General features: G+C 61.7%; 21 protein-coding genes. 12 read left to right on the top strand and 9 right to left on the bottom strand.

The window, feature by feature from the left end:
* Positions 1 to 4: 4 nt before the first annotated feature.
* Positions 5 to 721 carry a calcium-binding lectin RapA2 gene (gene rapA2, locus AMC88_RS23270; protein WP_016736976.1) on the bottom strand — a complete coding sequence of 239 codons (717 nt, stop codon included), beginning with the start codon at positions 719 to 721 and terminating at the stop codon, positions 5 to 7.
* Positions 722 to 1,358: 637 nt separating this feature from the next.
* Between rapA2 and rpsU the strand changes: the two genes are divergently transcribed.
* From rpsU to AMC88_RS23250, 4 genes are all read left to right on the top strand, one after another.
* Positions 1,359 to 1,592, top strand: a complete 234-nt coding sequence (rpsU, locus tag AMC88_RS23265; RefSeq protein ID WP_004670929.1) for a 30S ribosomal protein S21 — start codon at positions 1,359 to 1,361, stop codon at positions 1,590 to 1,592.
* Between the two features lie 23 nt (positions 1,593 to 1,615).
* The gene (locus AMC88_RS23260) at positions 1,616 to 1,810 is read left to right on the top strand and encodes a hypothetical protein (protein ID WP_016736977.1); all 195 of its coding nucleotides are present in this window, start codon (positions 1,616 to 1,618) and stop codon (positions 1,808 to 1,810) included.
* A gap of 7 nt (positions 1,811 to 1,817) precedes the next feature.
* Entirely contained in the window at positions 1,818 to 2,393 is a 576-nt protein-coding gene (locus AMC88_RS23255; protein WP_064826082.1) for an alpha-ketoglutarate-dependent dioxygenase AlkB, read from the top strand.
* A gap of 61 nt (positions 2,394 to 2,454) precedes the next feature.
* The gene (locus AMC88_RS23250; protein ID WP_064826081.1) at positions 2,455 to 2,934 is read left to right on the top strand and encodes a pyridoxamine 5'-phosphate oxidase family protein; all 480 of its coding nucleotides are present in this window, start codon (positions 2,455 to 2,457) and stop codon (positions 2,932 to 2,934) included.
* 120 nt (positions 2,935 to 3,054) lie between these two features.
* Here the strand turns inward: AMC88_RS23250 and AMC88_RS23245 are convergent, their stop codons facing one another.
* Positions 3,055 to 3,966, bottom strand: coding sequence for a LysR family transcriptional regulator (locus AMC88_RS23245; protein ID WP_064826080.1), 912 nt, complete (start codon positions 3,964 to 3,966; stop codon positions 3,055 to 3,057).
* Positions 3,967 to 4,063: 97 nt separating this feature from the next.
* Here AMC88_RS23245 and AMC88_RS23240 point away from each other — a divergent pair, with 97 nt between their 5' ends.
* Positions 4,064 to 4,939 (top strand): aldo/keto reductase family oxidoreductase, encoded by an 876-nt coding sequence (locus AMC88_RS23240; RefSeq protein WP_064826079.1) that lies wholly within the window; start codon positions 4,064 to 4,066, stop codon positions 4,937 to 4,939.
* 127 nt (positions 4,940 to 5,066) lie between these two features.
* On the opposite strand, the gene ppk2 is transcribed toward AMC88_RS23240, so the two are convergent.
* The 7 genes from ppk2 to AMC88_RS23205 form a co-directional block, all read right to left on the bottom strand.
* Positions 5,067 to 5,981: a polyphosphate kinase 2 gene (gene ppk2 / locus AMC88_RS23235; RefSeq protein ID WP_004670916.1), complete on the bottom strand. Its 915-nt coding sequence runs from the start codon at positions 5,979 to 5,981 to the stop codon at positions 5,067 to 5,069.
* A gap of 108 nt (positions 5,982 to 6,089) precedes the next feature.
* Positions 6,090 to 7,742, bottom strand: coding sequence for a GMC oxidoreductase (locus AMC88_RS23230; protein ID WP_064826078.1), 1,653 nt, complete (start codon positions 7,740 to 7,742; stop codon positions 6,090 to 6,092).
* An 81-nt stretch (positions 7,743 to 7,823) separates the two neighbouring features.
* Positions 7,824 to 8,903 carry an ABC transporter ATP-binding protein gene (locus tag AMC88_RS23225; RefSeq protein ID WP_064826077.1) on the bottom strand — a complete coding sequence of 360 codons (1,080 nt, stop codon included), beginning with the start codon at positions 8,901 to 8,903 and terminating at the stop codon, positions 7,824 to 7,826.
* A gap of 7 nt (positions 8,904 to 8,910) precedes the next feature.
* The gene (locus tag AMC88_RS23220) at positions 8,911 to 9,795 is read right to left on the bottom strand and encodes a carbohydrate ABC transporter permease (protein ID WP_064826076.1); all 885 of its coding nucleotides are present in this window, start codon (positions 9,793 to 9,795) and stop codon (positions 8,911 to 8,913) included.
* A complete protein-coding gene (locus tag AMC88_RS23215) occupies positions 9,795 to 10,682 on the bottom strand; it encodes a carbohydrate ABC transporter permease (RefSeq protein ID WP_064826075.1) in 888 nt (295 codons plus the stop codon). Before AMC88_RS23215 ends, AMC88_RS23220 begins: the two co-directional genes overlap by 1 nt.
* A gap of 98 nt (positions 10,683 to 10,780) precedes the next feature.
* Positions 10,781 to 12,013: an ABC transporter substrate-binding protein gene (locus AMC88_RS23210; protein ID WP_064826074.1), complete on the bottom strand. Its 1,233-nt coding sequence runs from the start codon at positions 12,011 to 12,013 to the stop codon at positions 10,781 to 10,783.
* 53 nt (positions 12,014 to 12,066) lie between these two features.
* A complete protein-coding gene (locus tag AMC88_RS23205) occupies positions 12,067 to 13,020 on the bottom strand; it encodes a sugar phosphate isomerase/epimerase family protein (RefSeq protein ID WP_064826073.1) in 954 nt (317 codons plus the stop codon).
* Between the two features lie 223 nt (positions 13,021 to 13,243).
* Here AMC88_RS23205 and AMC88_RS23200 point away from each other — a divergent pair, with 223 nt between their 5' ends.
* From AMC88_RS23200 to AMC88_RS23170, 7 genes are all read left to right on the top strand, one after another.
* Positions 13,244 to 14,314 (top strand): LacI family DNA-binding transcriptional regulator, encoded by a 1,071-nt coding sequence (locus AMC88_RS23200; RefSeq protein WP_064826072.1) that lies wholly within the window; start codon positions 13,244 to 13,246, stop codon positions 14,312 to 14,314.
* Positions 14,315 to 14,409: 95 nt separating this feature from the next.
* A complete protein-coding gene (locus tag AMC88_RS23195; protein WP_064826071.1) occupies positions 14,410 to 14,727 on the top strand; it encodes a CopG family ribbon-helix-helix protein in 318 nt (105 codons plus the stop codon).
* A 138-nt stretch (positions 14,728 to 14,865) separates the two neighbouring features.
* The gene (locus AMC88_RS23190; protein ID WP_064826070.1) at positions 14,866 to 15,297 is read left to right on the top strand and encodes an acetyl-CoA carboxylase biotin carboxyl carrier protein; all 432 of its coding nucleotides are present in this window, start codon (positions 14,866 to 14,868) and stop codon (positions 15,295 to 15,297) included.
* On the top strand, positions 15,297 to 16,691 hold the full coding sequence (gene accC / locus AMC88_RS23185; RefSeq protein ID WP_064826069.1) for an acetyl-CoA carboxylase biotin carboxylase subunit: 1,395 nt from the start codon (positions 15,297 to 15,299) through the stop codon (positions 16,689 to 16,691). The genes AMC88_RS23190 and accC overlap by 1 nt, the downstream gene beginning before the upstream one ends.
* On the top strand, positions 16,688 to 17,113 hold the full coding sequence (locus AMC88_RS23180; protein ID WP_016736993.1) for an acetyl-CoA carboxylase biotin carboxyl carrier protein: 426 nt from the start codon (positions 16,688 to 16,690) through the stop codon (positions 17,111 to 17,113). The genes accC and AMC88_RS23180 overlap by 4 nt, the downstream gene beginning before the upstream one ends.
* Positions 17,110 to 17,817: a 5-oxoprolinase subunit PxpB gene (pxpB, locus tag AMC88_RS23175; RefSeq protein WP_064826068.1), complete on the top strand. Its 708-nt coding sequence runs from the start codon at positions 17,110 to 17,112 to the stop codon at positions 17,815 to 17,817. The genes AMC88_RS23180 and pxpB overlap by 4 nt, the downstream gene beginning before the upstream one ends.
* Complete coding sequence (locus AMC88_RS23170; RefSeq protein ID WP_064826067.1) at positions 17,814 to 18,803, top strand: 5-oxoprolinase subunit C family protein; 990 nt, start codon at positions 17,814 to 17,816, stop codon at positions 18,801 to 18,803. The genes pxpB and AMC88_RS23170 overlap by 4 nt, the downstream gene beginning before the upstream one ends.
* Positions 18,804 to 18,811: the final 8 nt, after the last annotated feature.

The raw sequence follows: 18,811 nt of genomic DNA, 5'->3' as shown, positions 1-18,811 counted from the left end.
CGGATTAAACACCGACGCCGTCGGGATGAGCGTCCGTGCCGAGGATGTTGAGCGTCACCTTGGCAGTGTCCGTATGGCCTTCGCCGTCGGAGATCTTGTAGTAACGAAGAACTTCCGTGTAGGTCACGCCTGCATCCAGATCGGCCGTCAGGTCGTAGGTGAACGTGCCATCCGACTTGACATGGAACGTGCCATAGGTGCCGGCAACGTCGGTTACGGCGTCCGCAGCGGCGTCTACCTTGGTGCTCAGGAACTGGCGCAGGAACATCTTGCCGTTGTCGCCGGCAATGTCGTTGTCCAGAACGTTGCCGCCGATGGCATGGCCTTCGGTGAAGCTGTAGGTGTCATCGACCGCGACCGGCTTGATCTGGGTCACGCCCTGGATGTTCAGGGTGAACAGGCCGAAGTCGGTGTGGCCGGCGCCGTCGGAGATCTTGTAGGAAACCTTTTCCACCAGCGTCTCACCATTGGTGAAACCGATCTTGGCAGCGTCGCTCAGAACATAGGTATAGCTGCCGTCGGCCTTGACGAAGAACGTGCCGTAATCGCCATGGATTTCGGTGATCTGACCGGCCTGCTTGGCACCGACTGTCTGCTGGTCAAAAGCGCGCAGGAACAGGTGACCGTTGTCGGAGGAATCGTTGGAAAGAAGATTGCCGGAAATTACGTCGGTTTCTTGAAAAGTTGCACTATCGTCAGTTGCGTGAATCGGGGAAGCCATTAGTTTCTCCTAAAATTGTTTATCAGTGGGTCATTTTGACCTTCGCGAGCGGCTTCTTTAACAACTTATTAATCATGCAAGTCAATGGGGTATTTAGCGCAAGGTTAACATTCATCCATAACGTGTATGCGCGCTCATAAAGCGACCAATACGTTATCTGCACCAATCAAATTTGAAGAAATTTCGACCAATTTACACCCGGTAAACTTGAAAGAACCTGCCCCGTGACTATGTTGCCGACGCTCTTCTGACGCTTGCTTCTATGCCGGCTGCACGGCATTGCAATCCGTGACACCGGCACCTACCTTAAGGCCGCAGCCGATCTGACCGGACCCTCAAAGCGGTGCCGACAGGTGAATGAACGCAATAGGATCGGCGGCATGCGCCATCCGGGCGGCCCATGGACAATCCCAGCAGCGAGCTGATTCCGCCGACCGCCGTCAGAGGATTTCTTTGAACCACGAAAATTGCGACTGCGGTTGCGGCCGCTGATCGGCCGGCGCAAGGGTCGGGATCCCGTCCGAGACTGCTCGAGCGTGAAAGGTATTTCCCTTTTTAGCCGCCATGAATGCAGGTCTGATTTACCTGATAACGCGGCTGACGGAGATCGACCCACCATCCAACAAGGAGAATGCGAATGCAGGTACTCGTCAGAGACAACAACGTCGATCAAGCCCTGAGGGCGCTGAAAAAGAAAATGCAGCGCGAAGGTCTGTTCCGCGAAATGAAGGAACGACGCGCCTATGAGAAGCCGTCCGAACGCCGCGTCAGAGAAAAAGCCCAGGCGATCAGCCGGCAGCGCAAGGCCGCACGCAAGAAGATGCAGCGCGAAGGACTGCTGACCGGGCGCAAGCAGACGGCAACACGTTAATAGCTTTCCCGAAAGGATAGACAATGGACGAATTGAATAGTCTTGCCGTTTCAGAAGAACGCCTCGAGGATTGCCGTGACGTGGTCGAGCCGGATCTGCAGGACCTGATCCAACGTGCGCTGACCTCCGGCTTTTCACGGGAGGAAATCCTCATAGCCGTCAGCGAACTGGTCGCAGAAGACTTCGCAATGGTCATGGAAACGCCAAGCGTGCATTGAGGAACGAATGGTGACGGCGCAACAGGATCTCTTTGGTGTGGCCGACGACCGCTTTCCGGAGGGGTTCCGATATTCCCCTGATATCGTTCTCCCGGATCTGCAGCGCGTCGTTCTCGAAGCGATACCCGCCCTGCCGTTCAAAGCCTTCGACTTCCATGGGTTCGAAGGCAAGCGCAGGACGGTTTCCTTCGGGTGGAAATACGACTTCGACAGTCAGAGCATCAGGAAAACAGAACCGATACCGTCATTGCTGCTTCCCATTCGTGAGGTCGCCGCAGGTTTCGCTGGAATCGCCGCGGAGGCGCTCGAGCAGGCTCTCGTGACCGAATACACACCCGGCGCTCCAATTGGCTGGCACAGAGACAAATCCGTGTTCGGCCGGGTCGTTGGCATTTCGCTGCTTTCGTCCTGCACCTTCAGGCTGAGACGCCGGACCGGCGACAAATGGCAGCGGCAGTCGTTCGTGCTTGATCCCGGCTCAGCCTATCTTCTGGCCGGCGCGTCAAGAAAGCTCTGGGAACATTCGATCCCGCCCGTCGACCGTCTGCGTTATTCGGTCACCTTCCGAGAGTTACCGCAGTAAGCCACGGGAACATCGACGCCAGCAGATGGTTACTCCGTCTTTTGTACAGATGGAGATAATAATGGTCGAGCATGACGATGTAACGCGCGTGTGGGAATTGATCGACAGGATCGGCTTCTGCATGCTGACAACCCGCAACGGCGACGGCCTGCGCGCCCGCCCGATGTCAGCCTATAGCGCACAGCTTGAAAACGCGGTCTATTTTCTGACCGATCTTGCCAGCCACAAGGACGATGAGATCGCCCGCTGGCCCAACGTCTGCCTGGCCTTCGCCGACACCAAGGGACAGAAATATGTCTCCGTATCGGGAACGGCCGAGGTACAGAACGATCGCGAGAAGATCAGGGATTTGTGGTCGACACCGGCAAAGGCATGGTGGGATAACCCTGACGACCCCTCCATCCGTATTCTAAAGATTACCCCGTCTTCGGCCGAATATTGGGACAGCCCAGGCACGATTGTCAGCTACATCAAAATGGCGGCCGCAGCGGTCTCCAACAGCAAACCGGACATGGGCGACAACGTCGAGGTCAAGCTCTAAAGCATGCCGGGCAAAAGTGTGCAGCGGTTTTGCCTCAACGACATGCGAGAAAATAAAGAACTAACGCGCAAGGAGCGTGCCTGAAAGATCGCGACGCGGTTTAACGCCGGGCAACTTCGTTCAAGCCGGACTGGCTGACGCCTTGACGAAGTCGATGAAGGCGCGGAGCGGTGCGGGCACCAGGCGCCGTCCGGGATAATAGAGAAACGGCCCGGAAAAGCGCTGCCACCAGGGCTCGAGAATTGGCTCGAGAACGCCGCTGTCAAAATACGGGCGCAGCCAGTCTTCGAAAATGCTGATTACGCCCGTGCCCGCTATGGCGGCGTCGACAGACAGATCGGTCGCCCCGCCGACTTTGACGATCAATGGTCCCGATGGTTCGACCCGCACCACTTCGCCGTCCCGCTCATACTCCCAGGGCGTCGTCAGCGCACCGCTGTCAAAACGTCCCAGCAGGCAGGCATGGTCGAGGAGTTCGCTCGGATGTTGCGGCCGGCCATGACGGTCGAGATAGGCCGGCGACGCGGCAGTGGCAAAACGCTGCCGGCGCGGCCCGATCGGTATCGCGATCATATCCTGCTCCAGCCGCTCGTCATAACGGATGCCGGCATCGCATCCGGCAGCAAGCACGTCGACGAAGCTCTCCTCGGCGACGATCTCGAGGCGAATATCGGGATAGGCGGCGAGGAATGGCGGAATGATAGCTGGCAGCACCAGGCGCGCCGCGCTGACCGGTACATTGAGCCGCAGCGAACCGGCCGGCCTGTCGCGAAATCCGTTGACCACGTCGAGCGCGGCCTCCACCTCAGTCAAGGCAGGGCCAAGCCGTTCCAGCAGGCCCTTGCCTGCTTCCGTTGGAACGACGCTGCGCGTCGTGCGGTTCAGCAGTCTGACCCCGAGCTCAGCCTCGAGGCGACGCACCGCCTCGCTCAAGAAGGAGGCGCTGCTGCCGCTGCCCCGCGCCGCCTCGCGAAAACCGCCGGCCCGCGCCACGGCGACAAAGGCATTGAGATCGCTCAAATCTGCTTTCACTGTTCGCCACTCCGCACGGCCTGTACTGATTGTAGCCGATTATCATACGACCCGCCAAGGCGTAGTCTTGGCCGCATCTCTTGAAAGGAGTGAGATCATGTCCATTATCGATCAGGCCGGCAGCTTCAATCTCGGCGACCGCAACGTCAAGCGGCTCGGCTATGGCGCCATGCAGCTTGCCGGGCCCGGAGTGTTCGGCCCGCCCCGGGATCATGGCGCGGCCTTGGCCGTGCTGCGCGAGGCGGTTGAGAGCGGCGTAAACCACATCGACACGAGCGATTTCTACGGCCCGCACGTCACCAACCGGATAATCCGCGAAGCGCTCCATCCCTATCGCGACGACCTCGTCATCGTCACCAAGATCGGCGCGCGGCGCGGCGCCGACGGATCCTGGATTCCGGCCTTCTCGCGGGAAGAGCTGACGCAAGCCGTACACGACAACCTCCGCAACCTCGGCCTGGATGTGCTTGACGTCGTCAACCTCAGAATCATGTTCGACGTTCATGGCCCGGCCGAAGGCTCGATAGAAGCACCCCTGACGGTACTTGCCGACCTTCAGCAGCAGGGTTTGGTCCGTCACGTGGGTCTAAGCAACGCCACATCGAAGCAGATCGCCGAAGGGCGCGGGGTCACCGAGATCATCTGCGTGCAGAACCAGTATAATCTAGCTCATCGGGCCGACGATCGCCTGATCGACGAGCTCGCCCGAGACGGCACCGCCTATGTGCCCTTCTTCCCGCTCGGCGGCTTCAGCCCGCTGCAGTCATCCACCCTGTCCGATGTCGCCGCACGCCTTGATGCGACGCCCATGCAGGTGGCGCTCGCCTGGCTGCTGCGCCGAACGCCGAACATCCTGCTGATCCCCGGCACCTCGTCCGCCGGCCATCTCAAGGAGAACCTTGCCGCTGCCGCGCTTGTTTTGCCGGATGAGGTTATCGACGAGCTCAATCAGATCGGAAACATTGCCGCCTGATCGCATTCAAAGGCCAAGAGCTATTGCTAAACGACGCTCACACGTGGTGTAGCAATAGCCGAAACCACCAGCGAAGTTTGCGTCCGCTCGTCATCTGCGGCCGTGAAAGTCCGTTGCGGCTATTGCTTCAATAACGCTCCGGGACGCACATTTCAGGCGGCACCGGCGCCCTGGTGTAGTCGGCGTGGCGGATGCGGTCCGGCAGCTGGATTTCCGGTTTCGGAACATCCTCGTAGGGAATCTGCTCGAGAAGATGGGCGATGCAGTTCAGCCGCGCCCGTTTCTTGTCCACGGCCTGCACCACCCACCAAGGCGCTTCCTTGGTGTGCGTGCGCGCCAGCATTTCTTCCTTGGCCTTGGTATACTCTTCCCAATGGACGCGGCTTTCCATGTCCATCGGTGAAAGCTTCCACTGCTTCAGCGGATCGTGGATACGCATCTTGAAGCGAAATTCCTGCTCTTCGTCGGTGATCGAGAACCAGTATTTGATCAGCACGATGCCTGAGCGGACCAGCATGCGTTCAAATTCCGGGACCGAGCGGAAGAACTCCTCGAGTTCATCGGGGGTGCAGAAGCCCATCACCCGCTCGACGCCGGCGCGGTTGTACCAGCTGCGGTCGAAGAGCACGATCTCGCCGGCAGTCGGGAGATGCGGTACATAACGCTGGAAATACCATTGATGACGCTCGCGCTCCGTCGGGGCGGGCAGCGCGACGGTCCGGCAGACGCGCGGATTGAGCCTCTGGGTGACGCGCTTGATTGCGCCGCCCTTGCCGGCCGAATCCCGGCCTTCGAAAAGCACCACCACCTTCAGCTTCTTGTGCTGGACCCAATCCTGCAGCCGCACCAGTTCGTGCTGCAGCCGGAAGAGTTCGCGGAAGTAGATCTTTCGCTCGAGCGTCTGCTCGGCCGGTTCTGACATTCCCTCGGCGACCAGATCGTCCAGCCGGTCCTCCTCCATCTGCATTTCCAGCTCCTCATCGAAGCTGTCGGCGATTTCGGCCTTTATCCGGTTGAGCTGGTCCTGATGTGTCTGAGACATGGGTTTTCCTTCCTGCTTTTGTTGACAGGAGCATGTCAGTGCGAAGGTTATATGACGACCACTGATCGAGCTGAAACGGTTACCCGCGTCTCTCGTTCCAAGCAGGCCTTAAAGCTGGCCGGCCCGGTACCGGTCGACCAGGTTTCGGCAAGCGCGGATCGTCAGGGCCATGACGGTAAGCGTCGTGCCGGCGATGCCGCTGCCGGGGAAAGCGCTGGCGTCGGTGACAATGAGATTCGGCGCATCCCAGACCTGGTTATAAGGGTTGAGCACCGATGCCTCCGGGCTTTCACCCATGCGCGCACCTCCGGTTTCATGAATTGCCGCGCCCATGCACATGGTCTTGCGGAACCATGTGCGGAACATGAAACGGCTGAAGGCGTCCGCATCGGGGAAGGCGCCCTTGCCCATCTCCTTGAGGCCAGTGGGCGAGCCGATGAATTCGAGTTCGCCGCCGACTTCGCGCACCATGGCGATCAGCGTCTCCTCCTGCCGGCGAAGCAGCGCCTGCTCCTCCGCCTGCATGACGCAGCGGATATGCGGCACGGGAATGTTCCAAGCGTCCTTGCGCCTGACATCGAGGGTGATGCGGTTGTCGGCATAGGGCAGCATGCGGCCGAAGCCGAAGAAGGCGAGACGCGCATCGGTGTCGCCGGAGACCGGCGCCCGGCCGACGCTGCCCTGGTAGTCGAAATCGCCGCGGGCGGCATCGCCCTCGCTGAAGCGGGGGATGAAGATCCCGCCCGACGGGTTGTAGAACGGGTCGGCCGGAGCGGATTCGTCGACCGCCCAACCTTTCGCCTTTGAAAAGGAGCCGAAGGCGAGGCAGGGAAGCTGATCCATGAAATAGCGGCCGAGGAGACCCGAGCTGTTTCCAAGGCCGTCGGGATGTTGGGCTGAAGCCGAATTGAGGAGCAGCCGCACGCTCTCGATCGGCGAGGCCGACAGCACCATCATTGCGGCGCTGGCCGTCGATACTTCCCCTGTATTCCGGTCGATGAATTCCGCGCCGGTGGCGCGGCCGCTTTTCTCATCGATAGTGATGCGGCGAACGACAGCATCGTAGCGCACCGTCAGCCGGCCGGTGGCCTTGGCATCCTTCAGCGGCCGCGGCATGCGTTCGGCGTCCGGCGCGATGTAGCGCCAGGAAACGACGCGCCTCTCCGGCCAACGGCTTTCAACCGCTTGCTTGAAGATCTGTTCGGCGGGCGTCAGGCTTGCAGGCTTGGCATAGATCCCGTCCGGCAGGGTCGGCGCATCGTCCTTGTTGCCGTAGAGCCCGAGATAGGTCTCCACCTCGTCGTAGAAAGGCGTGAGCTCGTCATAGGAGACCGGCCAGTCCACGCCCTTTCCAGAGCGTGACCGGATCTTGAAATCGTCGTCGGTCCAGCGCAGCAGCACCCGCCCAAAACTATGCAGACGTCCGCCGCCCTGGCGGCCGCGGATCCACAGGAAGGGCTCGCCCTTCGGCGTCGTATAGGGGTTCTTGCGGTCATTGACGAAGAAGTGGCTGAAGCGCTCGGTGAAAAAGGCCGCGCGCGCCTGGATCGGCTGACCCTTGATCGTGGCGCGGGCACGCTCCCAGATATTGATGCTGCTGGCGGGCGCCTTCTTGCGCGCCGGGTCAAAATCCCTGGGACCCACGGCCGGACCGGCTTCGAGCAGCAGCACGGACAGCCCCTGGGCCGTCAGCTCTTTGACCGCGAAGGAACCCGCCGCGCCGGAGCCGATCACCAGCGCATCATAGACGATCTCAGACATGTCTTTCCAAATCCTGTGCTTGAGCGATTGCTCAAAACGGCGCGCAGCACGCCGGCAATTGCGAGAAAACCAATGGGCGCATCACAGCCGCGCCCCATCGGCGCCGAAGAGCGACGCCTTGGCGATATCGAGCCCGGGAGCCACGGCGTCGCCCGGCTGCAGGGCGACGTCGCCCATCAGCCTGAGCGAGAGGCTTTGATCGGCCCAGTCGAACCAGACAACGGCATCGGACCCCATCGGCTCGACGACCGAAACGCGGCCGGGAATGGTGGGCAGGCCACCTGCCCCGTCGAGCACCAGATGCTCAGGGCGAAAGCCGAGGGTTGCCGGTCCCTCCGCCGCAGCTTCTTGAAAGGGATAACAGGAGAGATCGACGGCAAGCCCCTTGCTCCGAAAGATTAGCGCGCAGTCGCCGCGCTCGATCCGGCCCTCGACGAAGTTCATCACCGGCGCGCCGATGAAACCGGCAACGAAGAGATTGGCCGGGCGGCGATAGATCTCGGCCGGCGAGGCAAGCTGCTGGATGACGCCGTCGCGCATGATGGCGATCCGGTCGGCAAGGGTCAGGGCCTCGACCTGATCATGGGTCACATAGATCATGGTGTTGCCGAGGCGCTGATGCAGCTTCTTGATCTCGACGCGCAATTCGTTCCGCAACTTGGCATCGAGGTTCGACAACGGTTCGTCGAAGAGAAAGACATCCACTTCACGCACCAGCGCCCGGCCGATGGCGACACGCTGCCGCTGGCCGCCGGACAGTTCGGCAGGGCGGCGGTCGAGCAATGTGTCGAGACGGAGGAGAGCGGCCGTGCGGGCGACACGTTCCTCGATCTCGGCTTTCGGCAGACCGGCGACGCGAAGGCCGAAGGAGAGGTTCTTGCGAACCGACATGCGCGGGTAGAGTGCGTAGGACTGGAACACCATGCCGATGCCGCGGTCTTTCGGCTCCGCCCAGCTGACGTTCTTGCCCGAAATCCAGACTTCGCCTGCGGTAATGTCCTGCAGGCCGGCAATGGCGTTCAACAGTGTGGACTTGCCGCAGCCGGAAGGGCCGAGCAGGACCAGGAACTCGCGCGGCGCGATGTCGATCGACATTTTCTCGATCACCGTATGGTCGCCATAGGCGATCTTCAGGTCCTTGACGGAGACGGCGGATTGCATCGAAACGTTACCCCTTGACTGCGCCGGCGGCGATGCCGCGCACGAACCAGCGGCCGGACAGGAAATAGATGGCAAGCGGGACGATGGCGGTCAGGATTGTCGCTGCCATGTTCACATTGTAGGTGCGCTCGCCCATCGTGGTGTTGACGATATTGTTGAGCTGGACGGTCATCGGCAGATTGTCGCGGCCGGCAAAGACGAGGCCGAGCAGGAAGTCGTTCCAGATACCGGTGAACTGCAGCATCGAGACCACCACCACCATCGGCACGGCGATCGGCAGCATGATCTCGAAGAATATCCGCCAGAAGCCGGCGCCGTCGACGCGCGCCGCCTTGCAGAGTTCTTCCGGCACACTGACGAAATAATTGCGGAAGAGCAGCGTCACCAGCGGCAGGCCGAAGATGACATGCACGAGAATGATTCCGGCAAGCGAATTGTAGAGTTCGACATTCGCCATCACCCGGACCATCGGATAGAGGAAGATCTGGTAGGGGATGAGACCGCCGGCCATCAGCAGGCCGAAGAGCAGGTTGGCCCCGCGCGGCCGCCAGAGCGACAGCGCATAGCCATTGACGGCGCCGATAAAGACCGAGAGTGCGACCGCGGGAAGGGTGATCGCCACCGAATTCCAGAAGCCGCTGCGAATGCCGACACAGACGGTTCCCATGCAGGCGCCCGACCAGGCGGTCGCCCAGGCGGAAAAATCGAGCTTGGCCGGCAGCGCGAAGATCTGCCCAAGCCGGATCTCGTCCATCGATTTGAGCGAGGTGACGACCATAGTATACAGCGGCAGCAGGAAGAAAAGTGCGGCGACGATCAGGAAAGCGTAGAGGCCGATGCGTCCGGGGGTGAGCCGGGCCGGCTTCGGACCGTTCGGATAAGGACCGGCCATCACGCGGCTCCCTTCGCTCTGTTGCGCATGTGCATCGCATAGCGGAACGGGGCGACCGCGATGACCACGCCGAGGACGAGCACCGTCGCGCCTGCCGTTGCGAGGCCGAGGTTCTGGCGGCCGAACAAATTGTCCATGATGAATTTCGCCGGCACCTCGGTCGCATTGCCAGGGCCGCCATTCGTCATAGCGACGACGATGTCATAGGTCTTGATCACGCCCATGGCGAGCAGCATTCCGGCCGCCGCCAGCGCCGGCCCGAGCTGTGGCAGGATGATCGAGACATAAATCCGCCAGACGGGAATGCCGTCGATGCGCGCCGCCTTCCATTGCTCGGCCTCGATGCCGCGCATGCCGGCAAGCGCGATGACCATGACAAGTCCGGCACCCTGCCAGACGCCGGCAAGCACCAGCGCATAGATCGCCATGTCGCGATTAACCACCCAGTCGAGCACGAAGCTTTCCCAGCCGAGCGAGCGTATACTGGCCTGGATACCGAGCGTCGGATTGAGCATCCATTGCCAGATCAGCCCGGTGACGACGAAGGACATGGCGTAGGGATAGAGGAATATGGTTCGGAAGGCGCTTTCGAAGCGGATCTTGCGGTCGAGGGCGGCGGCGAGCAGGAAGCCGAGCAGCAGGCATCCTGCGACGTAGAGCACGCCGAAGATCAGCACGTTCTGCAGCGATGCGAGCCATTTGGCGGAGGAGAAGAGCTTCGAATATTGCGCGAAACCGACATAGGTCGAGGAAGGAAACAGCGTCGAATTGGTGAAGGACAGGCGGATCGACCACGCCATGGTGCCGATGAAGACCACGACCGCAACGAACCATGTCGGCAGCAGGGCGATGGTGGCGGAAAGGTTAGGCTTGCGTTTGAAGGACATCGGCCAGCTCGTCGACGAATGAAAGGAGCACGCCGCCGCCGCACAATGGCGGCCTGCGACCGTGGCGTCGGCATCAGACCGACGCCACCGGCGCTATCCTATTCGAAAATGGCGAAGAAGTTCGCGGCGGCGGAGGCTGCGTCGTTCGAGCCGCCGCTCCAGTATTCGTCGACGTAGTCGTCGAGCGCGCCGACTTGCTGGGGCGTCAGCACAATCGCCTGATCGGGCACGATCGCGCCCGCAGCCATCAGCTCCGCACCCTTCCGGGCACAGATATCGAGCTTCGATTTGTCGACGTCGGTGCGCATGGGCACCGCGCCCTTCTTCAGCGCGAATTCGACCTGGACGGCCGGATCCATGACGACCTCGGCGAGAAGTTTCTGCGCCTTGTCGGTGCCGGCATTGCCGGTCTTGGGGAACCAGAGGGAGTCGGCGATATAGACCATGCCCTTGGATTCCGGGGCGATCATGCAGCCATAATCCTTGCCCGGCTCCTTGCCGGCGACGGTGAATTCGCCCTTGGCCCAATCGCCCATGAACTGCACGCCGGCCTTGGCGGTGATCAGCATCGCCGTCGCATCGTTCCAATTGCGGCCGGCAGCACCGGCATCGACATAGCCGCGCAACTTGCCGAGGATTTCGAGGGTCTTCTTGACGCCGTCGACGGAGGCCTCGCTCTTGTCCTTGTCGACATAGATCTTCAGGAAACCGTCGATCCCGACCTGCGAGAGCAGGATCATGTTGAAGACCTTGGTCTGCTGCCAGGGCTGACCGCCCCAGGCGACGGGAACGATGCCGGCGGCCTTCAGCTTGTCGAGATCGGCGAAGAATTCGTCCCAGCTCTTCGGCTCTTCAGCGATGCCGGCCTTGCTGACGGCTTCCTTGGAATAGAAGACCCAGCTTTCGCCATGGGCGCCGGTCGGCGCGAGATAGACCTTGCCGTCATAGGAGATGAGATCGGTGATCGATTTCGGCAGGACGCCGGCCCATTTGCCGGCGGCAGCGACGTCGTCGATCGGGTTGAACAGGCCCTGGCTAACGAAATCCGCTGCCGCAAGACCGATGACGCCCTGCTTAGCGCCTGGCGCATCGCCGGCGACGATACGGTTCTGGAAGGCGGCATCGGCAGCGCCGAAGCCGGCGATCGAGGAATCCTCCCAGACGCCGCCGCGCTTTTCGAATTCGGTCTTGATGACATTCAAGGCCGCCGCTTCGCCGCCCGACGTCCAGGACGACATCATCTCAATCGTCGGCTTGTCCTCGGCATGGGCCGCGGCGAAGAAACCGGCGAATGCCACGCCGGCCAGAAGAAGTTTCATCATGGTCTTCATAGTTCCACCTCTTGAAAATGCCCTCTTGGCGGGGCGTTTGTTCGGAATGATGATCAGCGATAGATCGGCAGGAGCGCCTGCCGGACGAGCGTCAGCCCGTTGGCGATGTCGCGGACGGGATCCGGCGCAGCATCGAGTTCAAGGATCGCCCAGCCTTCATAGGCCCGGTCGCGCAGCAGCCGGATCCAGGCCGGCCAGTCGACCCGGCCGAGGCCGAAGTCGCAGAAATAGGGCTGGTGGCGTTCGTGGATGTGTCTGTCGATCGGGGTGTCGGCGGGCATCGGGCCGATCGCATCTTTCCAATGAGCGATGATCATCCGCTCGTGATGACGATCGACAAGCTGGACGGGATCGGAGCCGGCAACGATGATATGGGCGGTGTCCGGGCACATATGCACATAGGCCGGATCGGTCAGAAGCATCAGCAGATCGACGTCGCGTGCGCCGGCAAAAATCGAATGCGCCTCGGTATGCAGCGCCAGCCGCACGCCTTTGACGTGGAGGGTCGCGCCGAGCCGGTTCAGAAAGTCGGCAATCACCTTGGCGCGGTCGAAATCATAAAACTGCACCGGCTGGGCGCCGAGCGTCTGGCGAAGCGGGGCGCCGATCACCATGATGTCGCTGCCGCAGTCCTTCAGGAAGTCGGCATAACGTTCCGCCTTGTCGATCAGCGCGCGCTGGGCCTCAGGGTCGGTAAAGTCGCCCGCTGCTTCAAGCTCCGCGAAGAAGCCGCTGCAGAGCGTCAGGCCGCGGCTTGTCAGCTCGGCTGCGAAAGCGTCGATAGAACCATAGGTCTTGATCGCATCCTGCCAGTTGAAGGGAGAGAAGGTCAGCTCGACACCGGTGACGCCGGAGGCCTGGACGCCATCGAGGATCTTGTCCCAGAAGGCGCGCGGTTCGGCGCGCGCATAGGCGACGATCGCATCATGGCCATCAACGCCCCAGAAGCCCGGATGAAAGAACGTCACGAGATCGACGCCGAAGCGCAGCCTGTCGCCAGTAGCCATAATCTATCCCACTTCTCGAGGCACGACCCATCTGTCTGCGGAACGGTAGCTCCGCATCCAATAAGCCATTGATTTTCAACGCATTAAAAAATGGCAATCGTTTGCCATTGGAAGATGATAGCCAAGCTGGTTTTTTTGGCAAGCGATTTTTGGCAAACGTTTGCTATAGACCATTGCCTGTCTTAAAGTTGCAAATCGAAGCATCCGAGGGAAAGAAATAAACGTGAATAAAAACAAGGATGTGGTCGGCGAGGATCAATCCGGCGCGTTGATGGCCGATGTCGCGCGGCTCGCCGGCGTTGCGATATCGACGGTCAGCCGTGCGCTCGCCAATCCCGGGCGCGTCAACGAGAAGACCCGCGCCAAGATCAACGCGGCGGCCAAGCAGCTCGGCTATACGCCCAATGCAATGGCGCGGGGCCTCAGGGTCGGGAAATCCAACATCATCATGATCATCCTGCCCGGATCGCTCTATTACGGCGTCTCGCAGATCATTCCTCAGGTCCTGCAGAGCATCAACAAATCGCTGATCCAGGGCGGCTACAATCTGATGATCGCCAACCTCGATCGCGACGAGATTTCCGAGCGGCACATTCTCGATCTTGCCTTCGGCGGCAGTGTGCGCGGAGCCATCATTCTGTCGTCGAAGCTTCCGGAGGTCGATGGGCGCTCGCTGGCAAATTCCGGCCTGCCGATCGTTTCGATGCTGCTCGACATGAGCGATGCGGGCCTGCAAAGCGTCGTTACCAACGACCGCGAGGCCGTGCGTGACGTCACTGCCGAACTGATCCGCTTGGGCCATCGGCGGTTCTTCTATCTTGCGGGACCGGAAGGCAATTATCATGACGTCGAGCGTTATGGCGGCGTGCTGGAGGCGCTTGAGGCGGCCGGCCTGTCGAAGGAGGCAGTGCACCGCTCGGGGGGCCGTCTCGATTATCAGCGCGGTTTCGATATCGGCGTGCAGGCGGCAGACGATTTCGCTGGATTGGCCGAGAAACCGACGGCGGTCATCGCCACCAGCGATGACATGGCCATTTCATTCGTCAGCCGCATCCAGCGCGCCGGCTTGGGCATTCCCGACGATCTTTCCGTCGTTTCCTTCGACGGTTCCCCGGTCTGCGAATTCTCCTCGCCGCCGCTCTCGACGATCGAACAGCCGGTGGAAGAGATGGGGCGCGCGGCGGTGGAACTCCTGCTCGACGCCATCGGCCAGAGGCAAAACCCGGACTCCGCGCGCACCGTCGTCCGCAGCAAGCTCATCCTTCGGGAGAGCATCGCCCCTCCGAAGACTTGACGATGCCTGAACCGCATCATTGAATTCATTCATGGATAAATACAGCGAGAAAGCCTAAATTAGCGCCAGGTATTACCTCTGACTAAGGAGGCCTCATGACATCGCCGACCTCGCTCAACCTCGATGACGAGCTAAAGGGCCGCGTTCAACAATTGGCCGAGGCGCGCCGCCGTTCGTCCCACTGGATCATGCGTGAAGCCATCGCGCAATATGTCGAGCGCGAGGAGAAGCGCGAGGCGCTGCGGCAGGAGACGCTTGTGGCCTGGAATGAATTTGAAGCGACGGGACTGCACGTCACCGGCGCCGAGGTCGAAAAATGGCTTTCGACCTGGGGAATTGACGACGAGTTGTCCGCCCCCGAATGCCACAAGTCACGCCTGGCGGCTGGGCATTTCGCGAGCGTCCAGCGATAGGGCCGACAGGGCGCTGACTGCACTCCATCAAAACTTCGTCTGACCCCATCAGTCAGCGCGTCGTGCTACGAAAATCACGACGCCGGGCGATCCGAACCTCAGGTCTGCCCGGCGGAATTTGAAATTCCGAGCACACACATGGACCTCTCGAAGATCAAGACGCTGATCGACTTTGTCGGACGATCGAACATTACCGAGCTGACCGTGACGGAAAAGGATGTGACCGTTCGGATTTTCCGCACGTCGCCGGGAGAGGCCGCTGTCGCCAAGCCCCCGAGAGAGCCGGGTTCGACGATAGGCCTTGTCTCCGATGCGCCGTCGAGGGTCGAGGAAACCTCCCATGCGGTGAAAGCGCCCGTCTTTGGCGTTCTGCACCGGGCCCCGGCGCCCGGCGAGCCGCCGTTCGTCACGATCGGCGACGCGGTGGAGGAGGGGCAGACCCTATTCATCATCGAGGCAATGAAGGTCTTCAACACGATCGCCGCGCCACGGTCCGGGCGCATCGCGCACCTGACCGACATCGACAATGGCGAGGTCGAGACCGGCGACCTGCTGGCGGAGATCGCCTGATGCCGGAAACGCCGAAACAATCCGCTGCCTCGGGACGCGGCTTCGACACCGTCCTTATCGCCAATCGCGGCGAGATCGCCGCCCGGATTCAGCGCGCCTGCCGCGAACTCGGCCTGAAGACGGTGGCCATCTGCTCCGAAGCGGACAGGCAAGCGCCATACATCAAAACGGCAGACCATTTTCTCTGCATCGGCCCGTCGGCTGCGGGCAGGAGTTATCTCAATCAGGATGCCATTCTTCTCGCCGCACGCCTGACGGGGGCGGGCGCCATCCATCCCGGTTACGGTTTTCTGTCTGAGAATGCCGCATTCGCCGACGCCATCGAAAAGGCCGGGCTGACTTTCATCGGGCCGACCGCTTCGTCGATCGCGACCATGGGCGACAAGATCGCGGCGAAGCGGGCGATGGTGGTGGCCGGCGTTCCCTGCGTTCCCGGTCCCGACAGCGCGCTGCCCGACGACCCGGCCGCAATCGAGCGCATCGCGCTGGAGATAGGCTATCCCGTCATCGTCAAGGCGTCCGGCGGCGGCGGCGGACGCGGGATGCGCGTCGTGCCGAAAGCCGATCAGCTGCATGAGGCGATCGCGCTGACCCGGGAAGAGGCGCGCAAGGCCTTCGGCTCGCCCGCCCTCTACATGGAGAAATTCCTGGAGCATCCGCGCCATATCGAGATCCAGGTTCTTTGCGACGATCACGGCAATGCCGTGTGGCTTGGACATCGCGATTGCTCGATGCAGCGCCGCCATCAAAAAGTGGTGGAGGAGGCGCCGGCGCCCGGGATCGCGCCTGAAATCATCCGGCCAGTCGGCATGGCCTGCGTCCAGGCCTGCCGCCAGATCGGCTACCGCGGCGTCGGCACCTTCGAATTCCTCTATGAGGACGGCGCTTTCTATTTCATCGAGATGAATACGCGGCTGCAGGTCGAACATCCCGTCACCGAATTGACGAGCGGGGTCGATATCGTCCAGGCGCAGATAAGAGCGGCCCAAGGTGATGTTCTGGATCTCGCCCAGTGCGAGGTCACCTGCGAAGGCCACTCTTTCGAATGCCGCATCAACGCCGAGGATCCCGACACTTTCCTGCCGTCGGCCGGCGTCGTCACTCATCTGACTTTGCCGCAGGGGCCGGGCATCCGGGTCGATACGCATATCCATCCCGGCTACAGGGTCTCGCCCTATTACGACTCGTTGATCGCCAAGCTGATCGTCCACGCGCCGACGCGGGCGAAAGCGATGGCCAGAATGTGCGAGGCGCTTGCCGGCATCGAGATCGAGGGCATCGCCACCAATATCCCCTTTCTGCGCGCCCTGTTCGAGGACCACGCATTCGCGCGCGGCGAGACCGATATCCACTATCTCGAGCACTGGCTGAAGCTGCGGAGGGCGGCAGCATGAGCGTCATCGACTTCAGCGATCCCGCCACCATTGCATTCCTCACCGACGCGCTGACGGCCGCCGGCGTGGCGGGCCTCGAAATCTCCCGGCCGGATGGGCAGATTCGCATCGTCGTTTCAGGGGAGGGCGGCGCCCGCATCAGCGTGCCGGCAGCCACACCCCGCGCTTCGAACTCTGCAACTGTCGTCGTGAAGGCACCGCTGGCGGGGCATTTCTGCGCCGAACATCCGGCCGCCGCTGTCACGCCCCAAACTCTGCCGCGCTTCGTATCCGATGCCGATATCCTCGGCTTCATCAGGGTAGGGCATGTACTGCTTCCCCTTCGCGCCGGCCATTCCGGTGCCTTGACCAGACTGCTCGCCGAGCCCGGCGCCCTGGTCGGCTTCGGTGACCCTCTGTTCGAAATCGAGCTGCCATCATGATCGCCACCACGAACAGACATGCCTCGCAACGCGAAATCGTTCCGGCCACCCGAAGCCGGGCGCGCGTTTCCTCGATCGGCGCTAGATCCTTCCTGCTGGAGGCGCCAGGCGATTTCAATCTCATCGCGCAGCGGCGGATCTGGGCGCTGTCCCGGACGGTGAGGGGTTGGGATGACCTTGCCGAAAATATTCCCGGGATGACCAATCTGTTGGTGATCTTCAAGGAGACGCCCGAAGATCCCGATGCGGTGGTCGGCCGGCTGCTGGAGGCATGGGAGAATGCGCAGAGCATCGATCTCAACGGCAAGACCATTGAGGTCCCCGTCCATTACGGCGGCGAACATGCGACCGATCTTCCGGCCCTTTGCGATCTCTCCGGCTTGAGCGATCACGAGGTCGTCCGCATCCATCATGAAGCCACGTATCGTGTCTTCGCCTTGGGCAGCGCGCCGGGTTTCGGTTATCTGCATGGCCTCGATCCGCGCATCTACATGCCGCGAAAGACCGTGCCGTCGCTGAAGATGTCGAAGGGCTGCGTGACCATCGGCGGCATGCAAACCGGCGTCGCCATGCTGACCGGCCCCAATGGCTGGAATTCCATCGGCTTCGCGACGCTTGAGATGTTCGATCCGACCGCGCCGAACCCTGCCATGATGGCGCCCGGAGACACGGTGCGGTTCCTGCCGGCGAGGATCGAGCTATGATCGAGATCTTGGAAACCGGGCCCTTCAACACGGTGCAGGATCTGGGACGCCCCGGCTATCGTGATATCGGCGTGTCGGCGAGCGGCGCGATGGATCCGCTTGCGGTCAAGATCGGTAATATTCTCGTCGGCAATGACGAGAATGCCGCGGTTATCGAGGTGCAGACCTTCCCGTTCAGCCTGCGTTTCGAGAGCCGCACCGTCTTTACCGTGACCGGTACAGACGGCAATCCTCACCTTAATGGATCGGAACTCATTCCCTGGTGCGCCTATGTGGCAGAGCCCGGACAGGTTCTCGAATTGAAGCAGCCCCCGCGGCTGGCGCGCGCCTATATTTCGGTCGGGGGCGGGCTGGACATTCCCGTCGTCATGGGGTCGCGAAGCACGTCGCTGCGCGGCGGCTTCGGCGGTAATGCCGGCCGGCCGCTGGCGAAGGGCGATCGGATCGCGGTCGGCGAGGACTTGGAGATTGCCATGCTGCCGGGCCTCGCCGTCATCGAGCCGGCCGTGGCACTGCGTGAGGTCTTCCCGGCGCCCGTCGATGGCGTGCTGCCGATCCGCGCCCTGCCTGCCGGCGAGCATGGTCTTTTCGCCGGAGACGGCGAAGCCTTCTGGAGCCAGACCTGGCGGATTTCCTCGCGCAGCGACCGCACGGGCTACCGCCTCTCCGGTGAGCCGATCACGCCGACCGCCGCCATCGAGATGCGCTCCCATGGCGTCGTGCCCGGCGTCATCCAGGTTCCGCCAGGCGGCGAACCGATCGTGCAGATGAGCGATGCGAATACGGCCGGCGGTTATCCGAAAATCGCCGGCGTGATCGAATGCGACCTCTGGCGGCTCGGGCAGGCTCGCATCGGCGCCCGCCTGAAATTCGTCCGCTCGACGCATGCGGAAGCGCGCGCGATCGAACAGGCCGTCACCCGCTATATCGAGGATGTCAGGCTGACATCCGGGATGGTCAAGCGTGCCCTGAAGGCGATGGCCTAAGCGAAGTG

Origin of the sequence: Rhizobium phaseoli (assembly GCF_001664385.1) — a bacterium.
In the GTDB taxonomy this organism is placed as follows: Bacteria; Pseudomonadota; Alphaproteobacteria; order Rhizobiales; family Rhizobiaceae; genus Rhizobium; species Rhizobium phaseoli.
The sequence above is the reverse complement of the archived record's forward strand: the minus strand, read 5'-3'. Positions and strand labels throughout refer to the sequence as shown.